The sequence below is a fragment of the Sporosarcina ureae genome, from assembly GCF_002101375.1.
Classification (GTDB): Bacteria; Bacillota; Bacilli; order Bacillales_A; family Planococcaceae; genus Sporosarcina; species Sporosarcina ureae_B.
Genome location: NZ_CP015207.1, coordinates 493,739 through 518,290, shown reverse-complemented (window position 1 = coordinate 518,290; position 24,552 = coordinate 493,739). Strand labels below are relative to the sequence as shown.

The following is a 24,552-nucleotide window of genomic DNA, read 5'->3' as shown; positions in this document are numbered from 1 at the left end:
ATTCATTATTACACTCGTTGTCATCGCCTTGTGTACATTAGGTGGGTTCGCAGTACAAAAAGGATTCATCACATTTTAAAATTGAAACGAATATTCAAGCTCATCGGTCTTAATAGATCGAGAGCTTTTTTGTTTAAATGAGACTGAACAGCAATTAAATTTTCTTTAAACTACAAACTCGATAGCTATAAGAGATGTCCAGTTACTTCAATAGTTACTCTACAGAATAACAAATTCTACTTAGCCATTTAAATTTGAACAAAATGTTTATACTCATTCCAGTGCGTGAGTAAACAAAAAAGACGTATAAATTGGCTCGTATGTTGCATAGAAATGACAATACTGTAAAAGGAGAGTGTTATGTATGTATAAAGAACAGGAAACACGGATGATTACTGTATTTGGTGAAGGGACAGTGAAAGTCTCTCCTAGTACGGTTCATATTGTATTATCTGTAGTGTCAAGAGGAACCGAACTTGGAGAAATCCAGCAAGAAAACGCTAAGCGTATGAATCAAGTAATCCAGTCGCTACAAAAAGCGGGAATTGCAGAAACATCCATGCAAACGATTGATTTTCAAATTCGCCCAGTCTATGAATACGTGAATGGAGAACAGCGCTTTCAAGGGTATGAAGTGATTAATTCTATCCGCATTACAAATAACGAACTTTCACGAACAGGCGAACTCGTCGATCTTGCGGTCAAAAATGGTGCGAATCAAATTGGATCGATCGAATTCACGATGCCCAATCAAGATGAACAATATCAGCAAGCGCTGGTGCTAGCCTTGCAAGATGCAGAGACTAAAATGATTACGATTGGGACTTCATTGAAATTACAGAACCGGCCAATTCCATTAAAGGTTGAAGAGCAGCATATATCTCAACCAGTAGCTTTCCGTGCAATGACTATGGCGGATACCGGTAGAACACCAATCGAGTCAGGTATGATTACGATCAGTGCAAGTCTGCAAGTGAAGTATCAAATAGTCTGACAATGGTCTAGTATGTTAATTGGTAGTCTGCTACTATGATGAAAAGGCTTTTGAAAGAGGCGGTCCGTATGGATGTACATTTCATCATAAATGAACAAGCTGGAGATGGTAAAGGGGCCAAGTTATGGGCAAGCTTGCGAAAGAATATCAGCTATCCATTTCATCTGACCGAGCGACATAATCATGCGGAAGAACTTGCACAGCAACTTGCTAAACAAACCACCGTTTCGTTATTGATCATCGTAATAGGTGGGGATGGGACAATCCATGAAGTGCTAAATGGTGTTGCAGGTTATCCTCTTGTAACTGTCGGGGTCATGAAAGCGGGGTCCGGTAATGATTTCGCAAGGACGTTTCCAGCATTCAATAATTTGCAGGAAGTGGAATCTTATATCGCAATAGAACCGGCTAATAGAAAAACCGTGGACTTTGGCTCCGTGAAATTGAGCGACGTGCATCAACGTTATTTTGCAAGCAACTGTGGTTTCGGCTTAGATGCGGATATTTCATTGGCAGTTGGACAATCTACTATTAAAAAGACGTTAAATAAATGGAAGCTTGGCAGCATAGTGTATGCTCTGACCGTAGCGCGTAGTTTACTAGCCTTCAAACCATTTAACGCGAAAATTCAAATTGATTCAGACACTCGCATATTTGAGAATGTCTGGATGATCACCGTCAGTAATCAAAAATACTACGGTGGCGGCATGAAAATTTCTCCTTATTCTATTTATGATGATGGAGAGTTTGAGCTGACAGTCATCCACTCTATTTCTGTGCTGAAATTTTTAGCAGTGTTTTTAACTGTATTCAATGGAAGTCATACGAAGTTAAAAGGAGTTTCTACTTATAAGAATGACCAATTCATTATTGAGACGGATCGAGTAGTAGGTTGCCACACCGATGGGGAATATATTGGGACCACTACAGATCAGCCAGTCATTTGTGAAGTGGATCAGCATAAGTGGTATGTCGTAGATAAACCGATAGTATAATCGCTTACTGTCATTCATTGCGTCAAGGTGGAATCGGTTTAGAGTGCTGTGCTATAGTGAAAGTAACAAAGCAGGCAGGTGATTACAATGCAAAAGAAGCGCAGACAAGTTATTAGAAAAGGAAATGTAGTCGTCTTTCCTGGAACACTCGAACGTCTTCATCGAGAAGGTAGACTGGCAATGGAACGTGATCTTCATCAAGAAGCGGTTCGGAATTTCGAATCTGTATTGGAAATTGATCCCGAAGATTACACGGTTTTTGATGGTCTAGCTATTTCTTTATATGAAATGAAAGAGTATGAACGAGCAAAAGAATTCGCACTTCTTGCTATGCAGAACCAAGCAGGCGATTACATAGAAATACTTGAGCTTTACCTTTCGATTTCAATCCAACTACAGCAATACGATGAGGTAGAGCTGACGATACAAGGTCTGTTAGAGAAAGAAATCATTCCACAACATAGTTTACAGAAGTTTCAATATTTGCGAGAGTTGAATAGTCGATTATCTACTCGTTATGAAGAACCTTCCATTGAGGAGCCTTCTATTACAAGCGAGCAATTTCACCAAATGGGTTCGATGGAGCAACAGGAATTCTTATTGTCATTGCAACATCAGAAATTACAGCCATACATTCCGTTGTTGGTAGAGGTGATTGAAGCAGAGGATATGTTGCCGGTTGTTAAGACCTATGCGTTGATGTTATTGCAACAAGTGGGATATCAGGAATCGTTAGCTGTTCGTAAATACCACTTTGAAACGGAAGTTAATCCATCAAGACTCGTTTCACCCGAGGAAGATCAATTTATTGGGGAAGTGCAGTTTCTCGCAAAAGCACAATTTGAGAAAGATCCAACAGCTAGTGAATTAGTAGTCAATTTGATCCTCAAGTACAGTGTCTTGCTGTTTCCATTCCACTGGGGTCCTTACACGGCAGAAGAGGTGGCGGGCGAGTATGTCGCGTATACAAAGCAGTTATTGTACGGTCAGCAAACGACGGAGTCTTCATTACTATCGTTCATACGTTCGGTGGATGAAGAAATGGAAAGCTGACAGTGATTAATTCTTGAAAGATGAATAGACTATGTTATACTAAAATGGTTGTCAACTGCTTATCTGTCCTCAGTAACGTTGTCGCTTCTTACAAGCGGAACAAAATGAGCTGATTCAGATAAAGCCTTCAAAGAGTGTCGAAGATTTTTTTAGGATGTACAGAAAAAATTCAGATACAATCATGCGAAGGTATAATTGATTAAAATAAAAATAAAAGTATTGCAAATGATTTGGAGGTCATACATATGACAGTTAAATGGGAAAAATTAGAAGGCAGTGAAGGGAAACTTACATTTGAAGTTTCCGTAGATCGTTTCAACGAAGCACTGGATGAAGCGTTCAAAAAAGTAGTAAAGAAAGTACAGGCACCTGGTTTCCGTAAGGGGAAAATGCCACGCAAAATGTTCAACAAAATGTACGGTGAAGAATCACTTTACAATGACGCTATCGATATCGTACTTCCTGGAGCATACTCTGCTGCAGTAGACGAAGCAGACGTAGATCCAATCGCAGCTCCTGAAATCGACATCGAAAAGCTAGAAAAAGGCGAACCTGTTGTTTTCACTGCAATCGTAGCGCTTAAGCCGGAAGTTAAGCTTGGTGAATACAAAGGTCTTGAAGTAACTCGTCAATCAGTTGAAGTAACAGATGAAGAAGTAGACGCACAGCTTCAACAACGTACTGAAGCACTAGCAGAAATGGTAGTCAAAGAAGATGGCGTTGTGAAAGATGGCGATACTGCTACAATCGATTTCGAAGGATTCGCTGATGGTGAAGCTTTCGAAGGCGGACAGTCAGAAAACTACGAACTTGAAGTTGGTTCTGGTTCATTTATTCCAGGATTCGAAGAGCAAGTAGTAGGCATGAAAACAGGAGAAGAAAAAGAAATCGAAATCACTTTCCCTGAAGAATATCATGCTGCTGAATTAGCTGGTAAGCCTGCTACATTCAAAGTGAAAGTTAACGAAATCAAGTCTAAAGAAGTTCCAGAACTTGATGATGAGTTAGCAAAAGAAATCGACGAGAGTGTTTCTTCAGTAGAAGAGCTACGCACGAAGTTGAAAGAAGAAGCTGAAGAAGTGAAGAAGAATGATTCTGAAACAGCTCTTCGTGACGATCTAGTAGAACAAGCTGCAAGCAACGCTGAAATGGAAATTCCACAAGCGATGATCGATTCGGAAACGGATCGTATGATGCAGGACTTCGAACAACGTCTTCAAATGCAAGGTATGAACTTGGATCTTTACTTCCAGTTCTCTGGACAAGACGAGCAAACACTTCGCGATCAAATGAAAGACGACGCATTAAGCCGCGTACGCGTTTCATTGACACTTGAAGCAATCGGCGCAGCTGAAAAAGTAGAAGTGCCTGAGGAAGAAGTACATGCTGAACTTGAAAAGATGTCTGAACAATTCGGTATGGACGTGGAGCAAATCAAGACTACTCTTGGTGGCACATCTGTACTTGAGAACGACCTTCGTTTCAATAAAACAGTACAACTACTTGTTGACAATGCAAAAATCATCGACTAATCTTTCTATATGAATGCAACAAGGTACGGTTTGCCCGTACCTTGTTTTTCTTAAATAAAAGAATTTCATGTATAGTCTTACTGAAACTCCACAAGCTAGAACATAAATAACTATACATATCTGGCTGGGTGTTATCGGTCAATAAGTTCTAAATAGTTGATTAAGTCATGGTAATCTTGTAGTATATTCACTTGAATAGGGGTGAGCATAATGTTCAAATTTAATGATGAAAACGATAACCTGAGCTGTTCTTTTTGTGGGAAATCTCAAGAGCAAGTCCGCAAATTGGTAGCAGGTCAAGGTGTTTATATTTGTGATGAATGCGTTGAACTTTGTGCGGAAATCGTGGAAGAGGAAGTAGGTCTTGAAGAAGGCTTCGAGCTAAAAGATGTACCGAAACCAAGAGAAATCCAAGGTATCCTCGATGACTATATCATCGGGCAAGATCGCGCAAAGAAATCACTCGCAGTAGCGGTATACAATCATTACAAACGAGTAAATTCAGGCAGTAAAATTGATGAAGTCGAGCTGGCTAAATCCAACATCGTCTTAATCGGACCAACTGGTAGCGGTAAAACATTACTAGCACAAACGTTGGCTCGTATTTTGGATGTGCCATTTGCGATTGCAGATGCGACTTCATTAACTGAAGCAGGCTACGTTGGGGAAGACGTAGAGAATATTCTCTTGAAATTAATTCAAGCAGCAGACTTCGATATTGATAAAGCTGAAAAAGGTATTATCTACATTGATGAAATCGACAAGGTAGCTCGTAAATCTGAGAATGCGTCGATTACTCGTGACGTATCTGGTGAAGGTGTGCAACAAGCGTTGCTGAAGATTCTTGAAGGAACAGTTGCAAGCGTACCACCACAAGGTGGCCGTAAGCATCCTCATCAAGAATTCTTGCAAATCGATACAACGAATATCTTATTCGTGGTAGGTGGAGCATTTGATGGTATTGAAGATATCGTTAAACGCCGTATCGGACGTAAAGTCATCGGTTTCGGTTCTGAGTCCAAGCAAGAAATCAATGAAGAAGATAGCCTATTGGCTAAATTGATTCCTGAAGATCTCCAATCATACGGTTTGATTCCAGAATTCATCGGTCGTTTGCCGGTAATTGCAACACTCGATACATTAGATGAAGATACATTGTATCAAATTCTAACTGAGCCGAAAAATGCGATCGTCAAACAATACCAGAAGATGGTTGAACTAGATGATGTAGAACTTCAATTTGAAGATGATGCTTTGATCGAAATCGCAAAAGAAGCGATTGCTCGTAAGACAGGTGCACGTGGGCTTCGTTCCATTATTGAAAACATCATGTTGGATGTAATGTACGATCTACCTTCACTCGAAGAAGTGAAGAAATGTATCATTACGAGGGATTCTGTTCTTGGAAAGTCTACTCCGATTTTACACAGAGAAGACGGATCTGTATACGAATCAGATAACGAAAAAAATACCGCATAACGCCGAAAAGGCAAAAGGGCCGGCTCCACCGATGCGTATCTTATACGTTCGGCAGTCGGCTTTTTCTTACATAAGATTTTATATGCGCATTACACATACATATACATAACATATTTGGAGGTGGCTTTTCATGCCGACGATTCAAAAACAGAACATCCCATTATTGCCACTTCGCGGAGTGATTGTTTATCCGACGATGCTTTTACATATAGATGTTGGCCGTGAACGCTCGATTTTTGCAATTGAACACTCATTAGCTGGTAATCATGAAGTTTTCCTTGCGACTCAGAAAGATTTGAGTTTGGAAAATCCAGAAAAAGATGATTTGCATGAAATTGGTACTCTAGCGAATATTAAATCAATGACTCAATTACCAAATGGTACATATCGTGTATTAATCGAAGGTATACATAGAGCAGAGTGGAGCAGTTACCAAGAAGCTGACCTGTATCCAGTTGTCAATGTCACGTGTTATGAGGAAAGCGAAGAAAAAGACGCAGAAGCAGAAGCGCTGATGCGTTCACTTGTTGCACAGTTCAAGCGATATGCGAAGAATAGCAAAAGAATTTCCGATGAAACACTGGAGACGGTTGAAAGCATTCAAGAACCAGGTAGGTTAGCAGATATGATTGCATCAAATTTGCCGTTAAAATTAACAGCAAAACAAGAAGTGCTTGAAATACTGGACGTGCCTGAACGTTTGGAATGGCTTATTAGTCGAATGTATAATGAACAGGAAATCATGGAGCTTGAACAAAAGATTAATGAACGCGTGAAAGATGCAATGGAACGCACACAAAAAGAGTTTTATTTACGCGAACAGTTAAAGGCAATTCAAACTGAACTAGGCGATAAAGATGGTAAAGGTCTTGAAGTGTCCGAACTGAAATTGAAAATTGAAGAAGCAAATATGCCACAATCTGTTAAGGATACAGCAGAGCGTGAGTTGGAACGTTATGAGAAGATCCCTTCTGTTTCGGCTGAAAGTGGTATCATTCGTAATTATATTGAGTGGCTCATTACGCTGCCATGGACTCATGCGACAGAAGATCAGCTCGATTTATCCCGGTCAGAAGAGATTTTGAATCGTGATCATGAAGGGTTGGAAAACGTTAAAGAACGAATTCTAGAGTATCTCGCTGTGCGTCAGATGACAAATTCACTGCGTGGACCGATTCTTTGCCTGGATGGTCCTCCAGGAGTGGGTAAAACCTCATTAGCCCGTTCTATCGCTGAGTCACTAGGACGTGAATTTGTTCGCATATCACTAGGTGGTGTCCGTGATGAATCTGAAATCCGTGGTCATCGTCGAACTTACGTAGGCGCGATGCCTGGGCGTATTATCCAAAGTATGAAAAAGGCAGGCACTGTCAACCCAGTCTTCTTACTCGATGAAATTGATAAAATGTCTAATGATTTCCGAGGAGATCCATCGTCTGCTATGCTAGAAGTGCTGGATCCTGAACAAAACAGTAATTTTAGTGATCATTATATAGAAGAGCCGTACGATCTTTCGAGTGTGTTATTCATTGCGACTTCGAATGATCTGGGGGCTATTCCGGGTCCATTGCGTGACCGTATGGAAATCATTTCGATCCCCGGTTATACAGAACAGGAAAAACAATCAATAGCAATCCACCATTTGATTCCTAAACAGATGAAGGAACATGGTCTAAAGAAGGCACAACTTCGTTTCCAGGAAGAAGCAGTTCTAGAAATTGTACGATATTATACACGTGAAGCTGGTGTACGTTCACTTGAGCGTGAAATTGCCAGCATTTGTCGTAAAGCCGCACGTCAAATTCTGGCAGGTGATAAAAAAAGTCTAACAGTGAGCCCGAAATCATTAGAAGCTTTACTTGGCAAAAAGCGTTTTCGCTTTGGACAGGCAGAAACTGTCAATCAGGTAGGTATGGCCACTGGACTCGCCTATACATCTGTAGGTGGAGATACACTGCAAATTGAAGTATCATTATCACCAGGTAAAGGCAAATTACTGTTGACAGGTAAACTTGGAGATGTCATGAAGGAATCAGCACAAACCGCATTATCTTATGTGCGTTCCAAAGCCATGACATTCCATATAGATCCTGATTTCCATGAAAAGTGGGATATTCATATTCACGTTCCGGAAGGCGCCACGCCAAAAGATGGACCTTCCGCCGGTATAACCATCGTAACAGCACTAGTATCCGCATTGACGGAACGCCCGATACGCCGTGAAGTCGGTATGACAGGAGAAGTGACGTTGCGTGGACGTGTACTACCTATTGGTGGACTAAAACAAAAAACGCTTAGTGCTCATCGTGCAGGATTGCGAACGATTATCATTCCGTCAGATAATGAACGCGACTTGGATGATATTCCAGATAGTGTAAGAAAAGAACTAACATTTAAACTCGTGTCGGATGCTCATGAAGTACTCGATATCGCTTTGGAGGAAAAGAAATGAAAGTCCATAACGTTGAAATGATTATGAGTGCCGTTCGTCCTGAACAATATCCAACAGAAGGTTATCCTGAATTTGCGTTAGCCGGTCGTTCGAATGTAGGGAAATCTTCCTTCATTAATAAAATGATCGGGCGCAAAAGTTTAGCACGTACATCTTCAAAGCCAGGAAAGACCCAAACACTCAATTTTTATAAAATTGAAGAAAAGTTATTTTTCGTCGACGTACCAGGGTACGGCTATGCGAAAGTGTCAAAAACAGAAAAAGAAAAATGGGGCGGTATGATTGAACAATATATTACGTCCCGAGAAGAATTACGTGCAGTAGTGCAGATTGTTGATTTACGTCATCCACCGACAAAAGACGATTGCATGATGCATGATTTTCTTTCCCATTACAATATCCCGACGATTGTCGTGGCGACAAAAGCGGATAAAATACCTAAAGGTAAATGGGAGAAGCATAAGAAAGTTGTGCGTACAACATTTAACATGGAAATACACGAGCCGCTCATCCTGTTTTCATCTGAAAAAGGCATGGGTATGGATGAAGCATGGCGCGAAATTGAAAGTCGCATGTAAGCAACGAGTTAATTTGATCGAATTGTTACATTATGACTTCAAACGATGTTCACAAATTGCATTCCGACTAAAGCGCTATGTATGTTATAATGAATGTACGAAAATGATTCCGAAAGGTGTGAGCACCTAATGTATACAGTCGTTGTCGGTGTTAATCACCGAACCGCCCCTGTCGAAATTAGAGAGAAGCTATCATTCGTCGAGGCTGATTTGCCACAAGCGATGCAAACATTGCAACAGCAAAAGAGCATCTTGGAAAACATCATTATTTCTACTTGTAACCGTACTGAAATCTATGCGGTAGTTGATCAGATTCATACAGGACGATATTATATAAAAAAATTCCTTGCTGATTGGTTTTCTATTCCCATCGAGGAATTTTCGAGTCACTTAATTATTCATGAAGAAGATGGTGCAGTGGAACATTTATTACGTGTAACTGCAGGCATTGATTCAATGGTACTTGGTGAAACGCAAATTTTAGGACAAGTGCGCAGTAGTTTTTTCGCCGCGCAAAACATTGGTACAACGGGTACCGTATTCAATGAATTATTTAAACAAGCAATTACGACAGCGAAGAAAGCACATACCGACACAGCAATTGGTGAAAATGCTGTGTCAGTTTCCTATGCGGCAGTAGAACTGGGGAGAAAAATTTTCGGTTCACTTAAGGATAAGCATATTGCTATTCTTGGTGCAGGTACAATGGGCGAATTAGCAGTCAAGAACTTGCAGGGGAGCGGTGTTGGGAAGATTACTGTAATCAACCGAACATTCTCTAAAGCAGAAATTCTGGCGGCGAAATTTAATGGTGAAGCGAAATCTATGCAAGAGTTGCAGTGTTTATTACTTGAAGCAGACATTTTAATCAGCTCCACTGGCGCTACTGAATATGTCATCGATTATGAATTGATGGATTTTGTAGAGAGACTGCGTAAAGGCAAGCCGTTATTCATGGTGGATATCGCTGTGCCACGTGATCTTGATCCGAAAATCGGTGAACTAAGCAGTGTATTCTTGTATGATATCGATGATCTGCAAGGCATCGTCGAAGCGAATTTGGCTGAACGTAAGCGTGCGGCTGATGAAATCGGTCTGATGATTGAACAAGAAGTCGTTGCTTTTAAAGAATGGTTAACAACGCTTGGTGTTGTGCCAATGATTTCTGCATTGCGCAAGAAGGCAAGTCGTATACAGAGCGAAACGATGCTTAGTATCGAAAATAAAATGCCAGATTTAACAGAACGTGAAAAGAAAGTTCTAAATAAGCATACAAAATCAATTATTAATCAATTATTAAAAGAACCTATTTTACAGGCTAAAGAATTATCTACTGATAAAAAAGCAGCAGAGAAACTCGCACTTTTTGAACAAATCTTTGGAATTTCCGAAGATGTCGTAACAGAAAAGGAACAGCTGGCATTCCAAGCAAAAGAACGTCTTCAAAAACGCGCTGATCAAAAAACAGATGGTGTGGATGTGACGAACGTACATTATCAACACTAATCCCAGGTGGTTCTGTATCTGTCTTTCACAAGAATGATACAGGCCCACTTTTTTAATGCAGGTAAATAAGCAATATATGTATAAACATTCGGCACACTAGTAGAAATACACTTACTATGGATGCAATTATTTGCAGTAACACCCTCTCATTTGAGACAATATAGACGAACACTCCTTACTAGCAAAAGAGAGGTTTTCGCTTGAAAGGCAGAGAATAGCATATGGTTGATTTAACCGTCGCAAGGCTCCAGGAAGTCATGATTGTTCTTTATGCCCTCAGTCTTGTTTTTTACTTAATTGATTACTTGAAGAAGTCAAAAAATTTTCAACGGATTGCTTTTTGGCTGATCGTTACCGTATGGGTTACACAAACTGCGATTTTATCCCTTTACATTATTCAGATGAAGCGCTTTCCGGTATTATCGCTAGTTGAAGGTATTTATTTTTATGTATGGTTGCTGGTCACATTATCTATCGTGTTCCAGTTGATTTATAAAGTGAATTTCATGGTATTTTTCACGAATATTATTGGATTTGTATTTTTAATGATTCATGTCTTTTCCAATTTGAAATATACAGCTTCCACTGTTGGTGATTCACTTATTTCAGAAGTGTTATTTGTTCATATTACATCAGCAATCCTCTCGTATGCGGTGTTCGCGTTAGCATTTGTTTTCGCGGTATTATATTTGATTGTTTATAACGTTTTAAAAAGTAAGAAGTTTGGAAAACGCTTTTCCAGTCTACCTAATTTGCATCAGACGATGGTTGGAATGAAAATGTCGATCTATACCGGCATTCCGATTTTATTCGTCAGTTTATTATTCGGTGTTCAATGGGCGTATGTAGCGCTTGAACATTGGTCTCCTTTTGATGTGAAAATTATGGGGTCATTTGCAGTATTACTCATCTATTCTTCCGTTATTTATTTCAACTATAAGGGAAAGCTCCAATCAGTGGAGTTTGCCTGGATGACGATATTTGCATTTCTCTTAACGGTCGTTAATTTCTTTTTGGGCAGTACGCTGTCACAATTTCATTTATGGATATAAGAAAGGAAGAGTTTTGTGAGAAAAATTATTGTAGGTTCACGTAGAAGTAAGCTGGCGTTAACTCAAACGAAATGGTTCATTGAACAAATGAAGCAGGCAGGTGCACCATTTGAGTTTGAAGTGAAAGAGATTGTGACGAAAGGTGATCAAATCTTGGACGTCATGTTGTCAAAAGTTGGCGGTAAAGGGTTATTCGTAAAAGAAATCCAGCAAGCATTGTTTGATAAAGAAATTGATTTTGCCGTACATAGCATGAAAGATATGCCAGCGGTAATTCCAGACGGTTTGACTGTTGGCTGTATCCCTAAACGCGTAGATCCACGAGATGCATACATCGCAAACGACCATGTTCGCTTCATGGATTTACCAGTTGGAGCGGTTGTCGGAACATCAAGTCTTCGTCGTAGCTCACAGTTATTGATGTTGCGCCCAGATATAGAAATCAAGTGGATACGCGGCAATATTGACACACGTCTACGTAAGCTCCAAGATGGTGAATTTGATGCAATCCTCTTAGCAGCTGCAGGACTCAAGCGTATGGGCTGGGATGACAACATCGTCACAGAACACCTATCGATTGAAGATTGTATTCCAGCAGTTGGACAAGGTGCATTAGCGATTGAGTGTCGTGAAGACGATACAGAATTACTGGATGAACTAGCGAAATTAACAGATGAGAGCACATGGATTGAGCTACAGGCTGAGCGCACGTTCCTTAATGAAATGGATGGTTCTTGCCAGGTACCAATCGGAGGATTTGCAAAGTTTGATGGTAATGAAGTGGAAATGACTGGTTTCATTGCGTCTCCTGATGCAATTCAAGTGTTCCGTGAAACGGTGAAAGGAACAGATCCTGTTGCAGTCGGTAAGGAAGTCAGTAGAATTTTACGTGACCAAGGTGCTGCTGAAGTAATCGAGAAAGTGAAGGCGGAAATGGATGCGTAACGCATTACCGTTAGCAGGAGAAACGGTTATTTTCACCGGAACACCAAAATCTGCGGAAGCTGCCGAACTTGTAAAAAAGTACGGTGGCATTCCGGTTTCAATTCCGCTAATTGAAGTGGGAGAAATACAGAAGAAGGCTGATCAGCAAAAGTTGCAACAAGCAATGAAAGCTGATTGGCTCATTTTTACGAGTCAATCAGCAGTTGCAGCGTTCCGTTCAAAAATGTTGCGGTTCAATGTAACGGCTGATGTGTTTAACGGAAAAGTTGCCGCAGTCGGAACTCGGACAGCAGCTGCATTAGATCGACTCGGTTTTGAAGTATCTTTCATTCCAAGCGTGTTTAGTGCAGATGTTTTTGTCAAACAGTTTAATCCGGAAATGTCAGAGCGATTACACGTGGTCTTTTTGAAAGGCACTCTCGCTGGCAGTTTGATTCGTGAGGAGTTGCCGTTTCATGTTTCAGAATGGACAGTCTATGAGACTAAAAGTGCAACGAATGAAATAGATAAATTGAGTCGTTTTATACTTCAAAAAAGTCAGGTGTCCGTGTTGTTCGCAAGTCCGTCGGCGGTGGATGTGTTTTCTACACGTATTGCACCGAAAACGACGTGGTTTGGTTTCACGGTTTGTGCAATCGGACATGTTACGGAACGTGCACTGTTAAAAGTGGGTGCACCTGTTCACGTCAAGCCGGAAACGTATACATTAGTCGAGCTAGTCCATGAGCTGGCCAAACGAAAGGGAGAATTCAATTGAATCCAATAGAATTTAAGCGTCATCGTAGGCTTCGTACACATCCTACCGTTCGAGCGATGGTAAGAGAGACAGAAATTAAAGCAGCGGATTTCATTTATCCTATCTTTGTTACAGAAGGCGAGAATGTGCGCAATCCAATCGCTTCTATGCCAGGAGTAGATCAGTTTTCTATTGATTTATTATTAAAAGAAACGGATGAAGTAGTCGAATTGGGAATTTCATCTATTATTTTATTCGGTATACCTTCCGAAAAGGACGCAACCGGTTCTGAAGCGTATGACGACGAAGGAATCATTCAGCGTGCAACACGCGCAGTGAAAGAACGTCACCCGGAATTAGTAGTAGTGGCAGATACTTGTCTATGCGAGTATACAGACCATGGTCACTGTGGCGTTATTCATGACCAGGATGTAGATAATGATGCCAGTCTTGTATTGCTTGCGAAGACAGCGGTTAGTCAAGCGAAAGCGGGGGCTGATATTATTGCGCCGTCGAATATGATGGACGGTTTTGTCGCTGTTATCCGTCAAGCGCTAGATGATGCAGGATTCCAAAACATTCCGATCATGTCGTATGCGGTTAAATATGCATCTGCTTATTACGGTCCATTCCGTGAAGCCGCACAATCCACACCGCAATTTGGCGATCGTAAAACGTATCAAATGGACCCGGCAAACCGTATGGAAGCTATGCGTGAAGCGGAGTCTGATATTCTTGAAGGCGCGGATTTCTTAATTGTTAAACCCGCATTGTCTTACCTCGATATCATTCGCGACGTAAAGAATCATGTGCTCTTGCCTGTCGTGGCGTATAACGTCAGTGGAGAATATGCAATGGTCAAAGCTGCTGCATTAAACGGCTGGGTAGACGAGAAGAAAATTGTATTAGAAACGTTAACAAGTATGAAGCGTGCAGGCGCAGATATCATCATGACATATCATGCAAAAGATGCTGCTCGCTGGTTGGAGGAGAAGTAATATGGGACAAAAAACATATACGAAATCTGAACAAGCGTTTAAAATAGCAGTTGATTTAATGCCAGGTGGCGTCAACTCACCAGTACGTGCATTCAAATCAGTTAATATGGATCCGATCTTCATGGAAAGTGGTAAAGGTGCGATCATTAAAGATATCGATGGCAATGAATATATTGATTATGTACTATCTTGGGGTCCTCTAATCCTTGGACACACACATCCTGACGTGGTATCTGCAATACAGAAAGTAGCTGAAACAGGCACAAGTTTTGGAGCACCTACTCTTCTGGAAAATGAATTGGCAGAGCTCGTAATCGACCGTGTACCATCCATCGAGATGGTGCGTATGGTGTCTTCTGGTACGGAAGCAACAATGAGTGCTCTTCGTTTAGCACGTGGCTATACGAAGCGTAATAAAATCCTTAAATTCGAAGGTTGCTATCACGGACATGCGGATTCCTTGCTAATTAAAGCAGGATCGGGTGTCGCTACATTAGGTTTACCTGATAGCCCGGGGGTGCCTGAATCGATTGCACAAAACACGATTACGGTGCCGTACAACGATCTTGAAAGTGTTAAATTGGCTATTAAAGAGTATGGAGACGATTTAGCTGCAATTATTGTAGAACCGGTTGCAGGAAATATGGGTGTTGTAGGACCAGATAACGGCTTCCTTAAAGGCTTACGTGAGTTGACAGAAGAAAATGGTTCTTTACTGATTTTTGATGAAGTAATGACTGGGTTCCGTGTAGGATATAAATGTGCACAAGGTCATTTCAATATTAAACCTGACCTTACATGTCTTGGTAAAGTAATCGGTGGCGGACTACCTGTAGGAGCGTATGGCGGTTCTCGCGAAATTATGGAGCATGTAGCGCCTGCGGGAACTATTTATCAGGCGGGTACATTGTCTGGTAACCCGTTAGCGATGACAGCAGGTATTGCGACGTTGAGAAAGTTGACACCGAAAACATACGAACACTTCATCAAGCTTGGTGATCAGTTGGAAGAAGGTTTCCGCGCAGCAGCGAAAGCTAATAATATTCCACATACCGTCAACCGTGCCGGTTCAATGATCGGGTTCTTCTTTACAGATCAACGTGTCAATAACTACGATAAAGCGAAAACATCCGATTTAGAATTGTTTGCAGAATATTACCGTCTGATGGCGGAAGAAGGTATTTTCTTACCACCTTCCCAATTTGAAGGTATGTTCTTGTCGGCAGCTCACACAGAAGAGCATATCGCGAAAACTGTGGAAGCATTCCATACGGTATTTGCGAAATTGAAACGATAATTTTGAAGCGTCAGGCAGATTTTATTGCTTGGCGCTTTTTTATGTATGTACTTTGCGGGAGGTAACGCTGTTGCGATCACTTTATTCACACTCTACGCTATGCATCACTTCTAAACTGCCTCATTTCTTCATATAGTAGCCTGAGTTAAGAAAAGGAGTGAAGCGAAAATGACGACGCATCAATGGACATTGCAAGAGTCTTTTTATTTCCCTGTTGAGTACGGGGCATTTGCTGAATCGGCTGAGGTAAAGGTGACACCAGGATTTACAGAAGAACGTACAGAAGAAGCAATTCGTTTGCAAGGGATCTATCATATTGCAGCAAACGTTGTATTTGATGCAGATAAACAAGTAGAATTGGCACCTGAAGATGTATTAGTCATTAATGACGTAGAAGTAGAAAACAATAAAGGGTATTTTGAATATGCTGTGCCTTTGAATGTTGATCTACCAGTAGAACTCGATGGCGATTTGCAACTTGAAGTGCAAGACATCAAATCTTCATCACTGGAAGATGGAGGATTGAAACTTGAGTGGACCGTTCAATTGAAAAAGGAAGAGCCTGTACAAGAACCGGTTGCAATTGAAGAAGAGCCAGCAGCATCACAGTTCGTAGCTGCATCGACATCCCATTTGGAGTTTCTCGCCAATGCAGATCGTGCAGTTGAGCAAGTAAATAATGAAATGGAAGACTTTCTCTTATACATCGCCGAGATGGATGACGATATAACGAGAAAGATCTTCCATTCAAATAATGTTTTTGTAGAAGCAGAAGGACAAAGCAGCGAATAAGCAAAATAATAAAAAGTCACCAGTGGTCGGGACAATTAGTAATCGAATCAACTGAAACACGGTTAATGGAATGATACAGCCTTTGCAGTAAAATCTTGTTTTCCGAAGCCACGGCGGCAATAGGTAGGGATTATAACCTCTTCTCATAATTCACCATCCTTTCTCTATAGACTACTATTCAGTTGACGGACTCTACATGTTTCGCTTATAATAGTGGGTATATGAATATAAATGCGAAGAGTAGGAAAGTACATGTGAACTGTTTTCTTTAGAGAGGGTGCGATTGGTGGAACGTACCTGGAAACCGCATATGGAAGTCCCCTATGAGCAGTTTTTGTGAAATGTAAGTAGCAGGAACCGGTGTAGACCGTTACCCAATCATGAAGATGTAATGCTTTTTTAGCGTTCATAAATAAAGGTGGTACCACGAGCTCCTTCGTCCTTTTACCGGGATGAGTGGGGCTTTTTTGTATCCCTTTTTATTTGAAGGAGGAAATGAAATGACTGACGAATTGACGATGCCGACCAAATACGATCCGCAGGCAGTTGAAAAAGGACGTTATGAATGGTGGCTTGAAGGTAAGTATTTTGAATCGGATGTAAAAAGCGAAAAAGAACCGTATACAATTGTTATCCCACCACCGAACGTCACAGGGAAACTTCATTTGGGACACGCATGGGATACGACTTTACAAGATATGCTCATCCGCATGAAGCGTATGCAAGGCTATGACGCACTGTGGTTGCCGGGAATGGACCACGCTGGAATTGCAACACAAGCGAGAGTAGAGGAAAAACTTCGCGCTGATGGCAAAACGCGTTATGATCTTGGACGCGAAAACTTCGTGCAAGAAACATGGAAGTGGAAAGAAGAATACGCGAGCCATATCCGTGCTCAGTGGGCGAAGCTTGGTCTGGCCCTTGATTACTCACAAGAGCGCTTTACTTTGGATGAAGGATTGTCAAAAGCAGTACGTGAAGTATTCGTTAAGTTGTATGAGAAAAAGCTTATCTACCGCGGAGAGTATATCATCAACTGGGATCCTGCAACGAAGACAGCGATATCTGATATTGAAGTTATTCATAAAGATGTGCAAGGTGCATTCTATCATATGCGTTACCCATTGGCAGATGGCACAGGATCGATTGAAATAGCGACAACACGTCCCGAAACGATGCTCGGTGATACAGCTGTTGCAGTTCACCCCGATGACGAACGCTACCAGCATTTAATCGGAAAGATGGTCAAATTGCCAATCGTAGGACGCGAGATTCCGATCGTAGCGGATGACTACGTCGAAATGGATTTTGGAAGCGGTGCAGTGAAAATTACACCAGCACATGACCCGAATGACTTTGAAATAGGTAACCGTCACAACTTGCCACGCGTGCTCGTCATGAATGAAGACGGTACGATGAATAAATTAGCAGGCAAGTATGAAGGTATGGATCGTTTCGAATGCCGTAAGCAAATCGTCAAAGACCTACAAGAAATGAATGTGCTATTTGAAATTGAAGATCATATGCACTCTGTCGGACACTCGGAACGAAGTGGCGCAGTAGTGGAGCCGTATTTATCTACACAATGGTTCGTCAATATGCAGCCACTTGCTGAGCAAGCAATCAAACTGCAGAAAAACGAAGAAGAAAAAGTGACGTTTGTTCCTGAACGTTTCGAGAAAACTTACTTAGGATGGATGGAAAATGTCCATGACTGGTGTATTTCTCGTCAACTATGGTGGGGCCACCGAATTCCGGCTTGGTATCATAACACGACAGGTGAAATTTATGTGGGTCAAGAAGCTCCGGCTGATGAAGAAAACTGGACTCAGGACAATGATGTACTAGATACTTGGTTCTCATCTGCCTTATGGCCGTTTTCAACTATGGGCTGGCCAGACGTTGACAGCGAAACGTTCAAAAAATATTACCCAACAGATGCCCTTGTTACAGGATATGATATTATCTTCTTTTGGGTGTCCCGCATGATCTTCCAAGCCCTCGAATTCACGGAAGAGCGTCCATTCAAGGATGTCTTAATCCACGGATTAGTACGCGCGGAAGACGGGCGAAAAATGTCTAAATCTCTCGGCAACGGTGTAGATCCAATGGACGTAATTGAGCAGTATGGTGCAGATGCATTGCGTTACTTCTTGGCAACTGGTTCTTCACCAGGACAAGATCTACGTTACTCTACAGAAAAAGTAGAAGCAATCTGGAACTTTGCCAATAAAATTTGGAACGCTTCCCGTTTCGCATTAATGAATATGGATGGTATGAAGTATGAGGAAATTGATTTGTCAGGAAAGAAATCTGTTGCAGATGCATGGATTTTAACTCGTCTGAATGAAACAATTGAATCGGTAACTAGCTTGGCTGACCGGTATGAATTCGGTGAAATGGGCCGCGCGTTATATAACTTCATCTGGGATGACTTCTGTGACTGGTATATCGAAATGGCGAAATTGCCACTATACGGTGAAGACGAAGCGGCGAAAAAAATGACACGTTCGGTTCTTGCACATGTTCTGGATCAAACGATGCGTTTATTGCATCCATTGATGCCTTTCATTACAGAAGAGATTTGGCAGAACCTTCCGCATGAAGGGGAGTCCATCACAGTGGCGAAGTGGCCTGAAGTAGATACGGCAATCATGGACAAGTCTCGTGCTTCAGATATGAAATTATTGATGGATATCATCAAATCAGTACGCAATATCCGTGCAGAAGTAAATACACCGATGAGTCGTAAAGTCGATTTGTATATTTCAGCTAAAGACGAGAAGACAGTGGCGGTACTTGAAGAGAACCGTAACTATTTGGAGCGATTCTGTAATCCAGAGACGCTGACAATTGGTGTGAAGGTGAATGCGCCAGGTAAGACAATGTCAGCTGTCGTGACAGGTGCAGAGTTGTACTTACCACTTGAGGGATTGATTGATATTGAGGAAGAGTTGGCTCGTTTGACGAAAGAGCTTGGCAAGTGGCAAGGTGAAGTGAAGCGGGTTCAGGGCAAGTTGTCGAATGAACGATTTACTGCCAAAGCGCCTGAGTCGGTTGTTGAGGAAGAGCGTGCCAAAGAGAAGGATTATTTGGAGAAGTATGCGGCAGTTGAGCGTCGTATTGCTGAACTGAAGGAGATTTAAATTGGTGTATAGATAGTTAAAGCCCATTCGACAGTGTGATGCTGTTGAGTGGGCTTTTTGCATTGTGTGGGAAGAAGAAATAGTTTAAACCCAAACTGAAGTCAAAATTTACTCTCCAAAAATAATCTTAATAACATCCAGTAATACCCTATGGATAGTATTACTGGATAGTTATGGGTATAATTGAATTCACAATATTTAGAATCAAGGTGGGAGGGTGTATATGGATTTTTTTGTTCGCGAGATGGGGGAAAAGGATATTGTGATTGTGCGTGATATCGCGGTGGAAAGTTGGCGTGCTACGTATGCGGCGATTATTCCCCGGGAGATACAGGATGATTTTCTCCGGGTGGCGTATAGTGACGAGATGCTGAAGAAGCGTTTGGGTAGTTCACATATGTGGGTTGCGGAGACTGAAGGTGAAGTAGCTGGATTTGTGGATTTTTCCCCTGCAGATGAAACAGGCAGAGTGGAACTGCGCGCGATATATTTTTATCCCGACAAACAGCGCAAAGGTATGGGGACAGCGTTGTTAAAGAGAGGTATGGATGAGCTTGCGGACTCAACAGAAATTATAGTAGAGGTGGAGAAAGAAAATAGGATAGGACTGCAGTTTTATGAAGCGAAAGGATTTAAAGTGGTTAAAAAATTTGATGAGGATTTTGCTGGGCATCCAATGAAGACAGTTCAGATGGTGCTAGTGATTTGACTGAAATGGGGTGGAAGGTTATTGAAACGGATCATATGGATTGCAGTGAATCTACTTTCGGGTGTATTCGTAATAATAAATAGTGTGGTAGGTTTTGGAATCAGCGGTATGGGGGAAGGTTCCACCAATAATTTCATGATACTTGGTTTAGCAGCTATTTGGGCAATTGGTCTCGTCTTGCAATTGAAGAAAAAGGGACGGGCTATCGGATTACTTATCACATTTATTCCTGTAATGTTCATTGTTTATATTTATCTCAAAGCTTCTATGATGTAATACAAAACTGAATCAGAACTGAAAGTCAGGAGGTGTATGATGAAGCGTATCGCGGTTATTTTATTGATGCTTATATTATCAGGTGCATTTGCGGCTTGTGCTAGCAGCCCAGGGGAGCAAGAGGGTGGATATTTAACGAAGAAACAAGTATTGAAACAAGATCCGACTGCTGATTTGTTGGAGTATGACGGCAAGGTGTATAAAACAAATATTGACTGGACTGAATTTGAAAAATTGACTAAAGGGGACAAGCTTGGTGAGGTTTCTGAAGGCATGGCGAAGCATGTCCCTGACGGAGCCGAGATCTATGTGACAAATGAACGCGATGATGTGTTAATTGTGGACTATATGCAAGTGGAAAAAAGATATTTATTACAAATAGGAGAATAAAGATGCGCTTTCCCCTGAAAGTTGCAACGCACATATATTAAAGAGGATAGAGAAATGAATTTGGAGAGTGAAGCATGGAGGAAAATCTTTTCGAGCAAATGGCAAAAAGGTATGATACTGCAGAACGGCAGGAATTAGCCAAGATAGTAGTGAAAGAAGTAAAGCCTGAAATACAACACAGTCGTTCCAAAACATTAATTGATTATGGAAGCGGTACAGGACTCGTTGGTTTAGCATTATCGGACTTGGTGGAGTCAATTTTGCTAGTAGATTCATCACAGCAGATGTTGGAAGTAGCACAGGCTAAAATTTCTCGCAATGATATTACAAATGCAAAAGTTCTTTATACTGATTTCACTCAGGAAAGTCCGACACTTCAGGCAGATATTGTGTTAGTATCATTGGTTCTTCTACATGTTCCGGATACCAAAAAGATCGTACAAGAATTATATAATTCTCTCACTGATGGCGGTAAATTAATTATTATCGATTTTGAGAAAAATGATAAAGTGAATCATCCTAAAGTTCATAATGGTTTTGTACATGAAGAGTTGAAGCAGTTGTTAACAGAAGTAGGTTTTATCCATATTGAAATTAGAAACTTCTATAGCGGAAACAATATTTTCGTAAACGAGGATGCCACGATGTTTATATCGACCGGTATCAAGTGATGTATGAAAACAGGAAAGTTTAACATTGTCAAGAAAGACAATCAAAAGGAGGCTTAATATGCTGACAAAACCTACTACACTTCAACGGGGAGATACAGTCGCGACGGTAAGTCCATCATGGGGAGGCGCGGGTGAACCGGAGCTTAAGTGGCGTTATAAACAAGGTGTAAAAAGGCTAGAGGAAGTCTTTGGATTGACAGTAGTTCCGATGCCAAACAGTTTAAAGGGAGCCGACTATCTTTATCAGAACCCCAAAGCGCGTGCTGAAGATCTGATGACGGCATTTCGCGACCCTTCCATTAAAGCGATTTTTGCGAATATCGGGGGAGAAGACAGTATTCGCTTGCTTCCTTATGTGGACTTTACAGTAATACAAAACAATCCGAAGATATTCATCGGATACTCTGATGTCACGATATCTCATTTATTTTGCCATAAGGCAGGTATTTCCTCTTTCTACGGGCCGGCTATTTTAACGGACTTCGCCGAAAATGTGGAGATGAACCCTTATACAGTCGAAATGGTAAACCGGACTCTCTTTTCCAATGAAATAATCGGTGAGATTGAACCTGCCGAAAGTTGGACAAGTGAGCGGTTAGAATGGATTGAACCGAATAAACATATACGTCGCACGATGAATCAAAATACGGGTTATGAGTTGCTTCAAGGTTCCGGTACTGTAAAAGGCAGACTGATCGGTGGCTGTATGGAAGTGTTGGAGTTTGCGAAAGGGACGGAACTTTGGCCGGATACAGAGTACTGGAATGATAGTATCCTGTTCTTTGAAACATCAGAAGAAAAGCCTGCCCCTAATTTGATTCGATACTGGCTAAGAAATTATGCTGCGCAAGGAATTTTGCAAAAAGCGAATGGAATTATTTTGGGAAAACCGCAAGATGAGAAATATTATAAGGAATATAAAGTGGAAATTCTTAAAGTGATGAAAGAGTATCAGTTGGAGCAGCTACCTATTTTATATAATTTGAACTTTGGTCATACGGAACCTAAGTTTATTTTACCGTATGGGGCGATGGCGGAGATTGATTGTGAACACAAGACGTTTTCGATTCTCGAGAATGGAGTTGTTTGAAAAAGTAGATAAATGATTTTTTAATTTTTACAGATCAGCAATCGCATGCACAATGTGCTCTGCAAAGCGAAATGAGATCATGTCTTCACTTGTTACGCTAATAAATAATATGGAATACCTGATAAAGAGGAATTGACTACGGTGAATATCGAGTGGGATTCGGATAAGTTTTATACTAAGAAAAATTAAAAATCTTTCATTCTAGTTTACATAATATAATTATAGGTGCTGATAAAGAGGAGAATAGTTATGCAAACAGTTATTGAAATTCTAGGCATAGTATTACCGATTATAATAGCGGGCTTTATTGTGGTATTTGTCATTAAGAGACTGGATCAGAAAACGAAGCAAGGTGCGATGCCTAAGAAAAAATCGAAGAGTTCTCAGACATTGTTGGATAGTTTGATACCTCTTGGAATGTTGGCCGGTTGTATAGTGGGTTTACTAATCAGTATGATTTCTCCTATTTCGTTAGGATTTGCCTTTAGTTTAGGTGCTTCATTAGGTTTATTAGGTGGATATTTTGCTTATGAGAGTTATGGTAATAAAGAAGAAATATAATTGTACAGGGCACGATCTAGAAAAGAGGGTTTCGATATGATGAAAAAAGTAGGATCAGCGCTTGTAGCCATATTCATAATGGAATCAGTAACTTTTAGTAAACCAGTTTCGTGAGTGGATATGAGGATGAATTACGTGAGGAGAAAATGAATGATTGAAAAGAAATCTACTTCTGAAACTTGTATCATAGTTCTTCATGAAATCTACGGAATAAATCAATTTATGAAAGACATTTGTGAATCGTTGTCTGAGAAAGGCTTCGATGTGATCTGTCCCAATCTGATACCGCAGGAAATCCCTTTTGATTATTCGCAGGAAGAGTTAGCTTATGGAAACTTCATGGACCGTGCAGGTTTTGAAAATAGCGCACATAAGGTTAAAGAGCTACTAATGGATATGAAAAATCGGTATGTAAAAGTATTTATCCTTGGATTTAGTGTGGGGGCGACAATTGCTTGGCTATGCAGTGAGGAAGAATGCGTTGATGGGATCATTGGATACTATGGATCGCGAATTCGGGATTATGTAGGTGTTAATCCAACTTGTCCGACGTTATTGTATTTTCCAAATGCTGAGAGGTCATTTGATGTCAATGAAATGCTTTTGAAACTAGAGAAGCCGAACGTAGATGTATTTATGTATGAAGGTCTACACGGATTTAGTGATCCCTACGCTTTTGCATACAATGAAGAATTGGCTTATGTCACCTGTAACCAAACGATAGACTTCTTCAGAGATAATGGATAGAGAGAAGCACTTTTTACATTTTAAATAAATTGATATAACAAACCGAACTGGGTATTGTACCAAAATAAAGTGCCATGTTTTCGTTTTGGTAGGCGTGTTTGGAAACTCCACTCAGGATACTGTTTGATGATTTGAACTTGATCACCAGTAGAGAAGGCAATAAAAGATATATAATGTTTTTTGTCATCGGGTGATCACTTGAGATAAAACATTCATTATGTACTTCTTCAATCGTAAGTTTTACTTCCTCTTGGAGGTGCTTCAAGTATTGGGATTTCTTTTTGACCTTGTTGTGGCAGTAGCACTATTAGAAAGAGGATAGAAAATGAAAGAAATTCAAAAGCACGCTGTTATTATTGCGATTCTAGCATTCATGTTTTTCTTGGTTTTATCATTGGTAACGAGTAATTGGAAATTTCTTTTATGGAGTATTGTACCAATCTTTTTATCACTCATGACGGCTTTCTTTGCTAAATCCAATGCTAGAGATTAAATGGATTTCAACCCCTTGCTTAAAAGAGACTGTCACAAAAAATCATTGTGAAATGACTTT

At 40.8% G+C, this 24,552-nt stretch carries 23 protein-coding genes and 1 other annotated feature; all 23 genes read left to right on the top strand.

Going from position 1 to position 24,552, the window contains the following annotated elements:
• Positions 1-364: 364 nt before the first annotated feature.
• The 23 genes from SporoP8_RS02515 (at position 365) to SporoP8_RS16440 (ending at position 24,492) form a co-directional block, all read left to right on the top strand.
• Positions 365-994: an SIMPL domain-containing protein gene (locus SporoP8_RS02515; RefSeq protein WP_085131071.1), complete on the top strand. Its 630-nt coding sequence runs from the start codon at positions 365-367 to the stop codon at positions 992-994.
• Positions 995-1,062: 68 nt separating this feature from the next.
• On the top strand, positions 1,063-1,989 hold the full coding sequence (locus SporoP8_RS02510; RefSeq protein WP_198166057.1) for a diacylglycerol/lipid kinase family protein: 927 nt from the start codon (positions 1,063-1,065) through the stop codon (positions 1,987-1,989).
• 87 nt (positions 1,990-2,076) lie between these two features.
• On the top strand, positions 2,077-3,042 hold the full coding sequence (locus tag SporoP8_RS02505) for a tetratricopeptide repeat protein (protein WP_085131069.1): 966 nt from the start codon (positions 2,077-2,079) through the stop codon (positions 3,040-3,042).
• A 245-nt stretch (positions 3,043-3,287) separates the two neighbouring features.
• On the top strand, positions 3,288-4,574 hold the full coding sequence (gene tig, locus SporoP8_RS02500; RefSeq protein WP_085131068.1) for a trigger factor: 1,287 nt from the start codon (positions 3,288-3,290) through the stop codon (positions 4,572-4,574).
• Between the two features lie 210 nt (positions 4,575-4,784).
• Positions 4,785-6,053 (top strand): ATP-dependent protease ATP-binding subunit ClpX, encoded by a 1,269-nt coding sequence (clpX, locus tag SporoP8_RS02495; protein WP_085131067.1) that lies wholly within the window; start codon positions 4,785-4,787, stop codon positions 6,051-6,053.
• A 130-nt stretch (positions 6,054-6,183) separates the two neighbouring features.
• Positions 6,184-8,505 (top strand): endopeptidase La, encoded by a 2,322-nt coding sequence (lon, locus tag SporoP8_RS02490; protein WP_085131066.1) that lies wholly within the window; start codon positions 6,184-6,186, stop codon positions 8,503-8,505.
• The gene (gene yihA, locus SporoP8_RS02485) at positions 8,502-9,083 is read left to right on the top strand and encodes a ribosome biogenesis GTP-binding protein YihA/YsxC (protein ID WP_085131065.1); all 582 of its coding nucleotides are present in this window, start codon (positions 8,502-8,504) and stop codon (positions 9,081-9,083) included. Before lon ends, yihA begins: the two co-directional genes overlap by 4 nt.
• A gap of 129 nt (positions 9,084-9,212) precedes the next feature.
• Positions 9,213-10,589 (top strand): glutamyl-tRNA reductase, encoded by a 1,377-nt coding sequence (gene hemA, locus SporoP8_RS02480; protein ID WP_085131064.1) that lies wholly within the window; start codon positions 9,213-9,215, stop codon positions 10,587-10,589.
• 221 nt (positions 10,590-10,810) lie between these two features.
• Complete coding sequence (gene ccsA, locus SporoP8_RS02475; RefSeq protein WP_085131063.1) at positions 10,811-11,641, top strand: cytochrome c biogenesis protein CcsA; 831 nt, start codon at positions 10,811-10,813, stop codon at positions 11,639-11,641.
• Between the two features lie 15 nt (positions 11,642-11,656).
• Positions 11,657-12,586, top strand: coding sequence for a hydroxymethylbilane synthase (gene hemC / locus SporoP8_RS02470; RefSeq protein WP_085131062.1), 930 nt, complete (start codon positions 11,657-11,659; stop codon positions 12,584-12,586).
• Entirely contained in the window at positions 12,579-13,343 is a 765-nt protein-coding gene (locus SporoP8_RS02465) for a uroporphyrinogen-III synthase (protein ID WP_085131061.1), read from the top strand. The genes hemC and SporoP8_RS02465 overlap by 8 nt, the downstream gene beginning before the upstream one ends.
• 56 nt (positions 13,344-13,399) lie before the next feature.
• Positions 13,400-14,320 (top strand): porphobilinogen synthase, encoded by a 921-nt coding sequence (hemB, locus tag SporoP8_RS02460; RefSeq protein ID WP_420066737.1) that lies wholly within the window; start codon positions 13,400-13,402, stop codon positions 14,318-14,320.
• Position 14,321: 1 nt separating this feature from the next.
• Entirely contained in the window at positions 14,322-15,617 is a 1,296-nt protein-coding gene (hemL, locus tag SporoP8_RS02455; protein ID WP_085131059.1) for a glutamate-1-semialdehyde 2,1-aminomutase, read from the top strand.
• Positions 15,618-15,785: 168 nt separating this feature from the next.
• A complete protein-coding gene (locus SporoP8_RS02450; protein WP_085131058.1) occupies positions 15,786-16,409 on the top strand; it encodes a hypothetical protein in 624 nt (207 codons plus the stop codon).
• A gap of 227 nt (positions 16,410-16,636) precedes the next feature.
• Positions 16,637-16,856 (top strand) — a binding site (T-box leader).
• 53 nt (positions 16,857-16,909) lie between these two features.
• Positions 16,910-19,555, top strand: a complete 2,646-nt coding sequence (locus SporoP8_RS02440; RefSeq protein WP_085131056.1) for a valine--tRNA ligase — start codon at positions 16,910-16,912, stop codon at positions 19,553-19,555.
• 223 nt (positions 19,556-19,778) lie between these two features.
• Entirely contained in the window at positions 19,779-20,264 is a 486-nt protein-coding gene (locus SporoP8_RS02435; protein WP_085131055.1) for a GNAT family N-acetyltransferase, read from the top strand.
• Between the two features lie 21 nt (positions 20,265-20,285).
• Entirely contained in the window at positions 20,286-20,540 is a 255-nt protein-coding gene (locus tag SporoP8_RS02430; protein WP_085131054.1) for a hypothetical protein, read from the top strand.
• Between the two features lie 36 nt (positions 20,541-20,576).
• Positions 20,577-20,930: a hypothetical protein gene (locus SporoP8_RS02425; RefSeq protein WP_232319191.1), complete on the top strand. Its 354-nt coding sequence runs from the start codon at positions 20,577-20,579 to the stop codon at positions 20,928-20,930.
• Positions 20,931-21,004: 74 nt separating this feature from the next.
• Positions 21,005-21,601, top strand: a complete 597-nt coding sequence (locus SporoP8_RS02420; RefSeq protein ID WP_085131052.1) for a class I SAM-dependent DNA methyltransferase — start codon at positions 21,005-21,007, stop codon at positions 21,599-21,601.
• 58 nt (positions 21,602-21,659) lie between these two features.
• Positions 21,660-22,691 (top strand): S66 family peptidase, encoded by a 1,032-nt coding sequence (locus SporoP8_RS02415; protein WP_085131051.1) that lies wholly within the window; start codon positions 21,660-21,662, stop codon positions 22,689-22,691.
• Positions 22,692-22,940: 249 nt separating this feature from the next.
• Positions 22,941-23,252: a hypothetical protein gene (locus SporoP8_RS02410; protein ID WP_085131050.1), complete on the top strand. Its 312-nt coding sequence runs from the start codon at positions 22,941-22,943 to the stop codon at positions 23,250-23,252.
• 150 nt (positions 23,253-23,402) lie between these two features.
• Positions 23,403-23,999 (top strand): dienelactone hydrolase family protein, encoded by a 597-nt coding sequence (locus tag SporoP8_RS02405; RefSeq protein WP_085131049.1) that lies wholly within the window; start codon positions 23,403-23,405, stop codon positions 23,997-23,999.
• A 325-nt stretch (positions 24,000-24,324) separates the two neighbouring features.
• Positions 24,325-24,492 (top strand): hypothetical protein, encoded by a 168-nt coding sequence (locus tag SporoP8_RS16440; RefSeq protein WP_157111216.1) that lies wholly within the window; start codon positions 24,325-24,327, stop codon positions 24,490-24,492.
• Positions 24,493-24,552: the final 60 nt, after the last annotated feature.

Excerpts from the sequence above, each read along its gene's own strand:
- lon (WP_085131066.1), top strand. The coding sequence starts at position 6,184 with ATGCCGACGATTCAAAAACAGAACATCCCATTATTGCCACTTCGCGGA.
- SporoP8_RS02510 (WP_198166057.1), top strand. The coding sequence starts at position 1,063 with ATGGATGTACATTTCATCATAAATGAACAAGCTGGAGATGGTAAAGGG.
- ccsA (WP_085131063.1), top strand. The coding sequence starts at position 10,811 with ATGGTTGATTTAACCGTCGCAAGGCTCCAGGAAGTCATGATTGTTCTT.
- clpX (WP_085131067.1), top strand. The coding sequence starts at position 4,785 with ATGTTCAAATTTAATGATGAAAACGATAACCTGAGCTGTTCTTTTTGT.
- SporoP8_RS02505 (WP_085131069.1), top strand. The coding sequence starts at position 2,077 with ATGCAAAAGAAGCGCAGACAAGTTATTAGAAAAGGAAATGTAGTCGTC.
- SporoP8_RS02425 (WP_232319191.1), top strand. The coding sequence starts at position 20,577 with ATGATGAAGCGTATCGCGGTTATTTTATTGATGCTTATATTATCAGGT.
- SporoP8_RS02420 (WP_085131052.1), top strand. The coding sequence starts at position 21,005 with ATGGAGGAAAATCTTTTCGAGCAAATGGCAAAAAGGTATGATACTGCA.
- hemA (WP_085131064.1), top strand. The coding sequence starts at position 9,213 with ATGTATACAGTCGTTGTCGGTGTTAATCACCGAACCGCCCCTGTCGAA.
- SporoP8_RS02405 (WP_085131049.1), top strand. The coding sequence starts at position 23,403 with ATGATTGAAAAGAAATCTACTTCTGAAACTTGTATCATAGTTCTTCAT.
- tig (WP_085131068.1), top strand. The coding sequence starts at position 3,288 with ATGACAGTTAAATGGGAAAAATTAGAAGGCAGTGAAGGGAAACTTACA.
- hemB (WP_420066737.1), top strand. The coding sequence starts at position 13,400 with ATGGTAAGAGAGACAGAAATTAAAGCAGCGGATTTCATTTATCCTATC.
- SporoP8_RS16440 (WP_157111216.1), top strand. The coding sequence starts at position 24,325 with ATGAAAGAAATTCAAAAGCACGCTGTTATTATTGCGATTCTAGCATTC.
- SporoP8_RS02435 (WP_085131055.1), top strand. The coding sequence starts at position 19,779 with ATGGATTTTTTTGTTCGCGAGATGGGGGAAAAGGATATTGTGATTGTG.
- hemL (WP_085131059.1), top strand. The coding sequence starts at position 14,322 with ATGGGACAAAAAACATATACGAAATCTGAACAAGCGTTTAAAATAGCA.
- SporoP8_RS02410 (WP_085131050.1), top strand. The coding sequence starts at position 22,941 with ATGCAAACAGTTATTGAAATTCTAGGCATAGTATTACCGATTATAATA.
- SporoP8_RS02415 (WP_085131051.1), top strand. The coding sequence starts at position 21,660 with ATGCTGACAAAACCTACTACACTTCAACGGGGAGATACAGTCGCGACG.
- SporoP8_RS02465 (WP_085131061.1), top strand. The coding sequence starts at position 12,579 with ATGCGTAACGCATTACCGTTAGCAGGAGAAACGGTTATTTTCACCGGA.
- SporoP8_RS02515 (WP_085131071.1), top strand. The coding sequence starts at position 365 with ATGTATAAAGAACAGGAAACACGGATGATTACTGTATTTGGTGAAGGG.
- SporoP8_RS02440 (WP_085131056.1), top strand. The coding sequence starts at position 16,910 with ATGACTGACGAATTGACGATGCCGACCAAATACGATCCGCAGGCAGTT.
- yihA (WP_085131065.1), top strand. The coding sequence starts at position 8,502 with ATGAAAGTCCATAACGTTGAAATGATTATGAGTGCCGTTCGTCCTGAA.
- SporoP8_RS02450 (WP_085131058.1), top strand. The coding sequence starts at position 15,786 with ATGACGACGCATCAATGGACATTGCAAGAGTCTTTTTATTTCCCTGTT.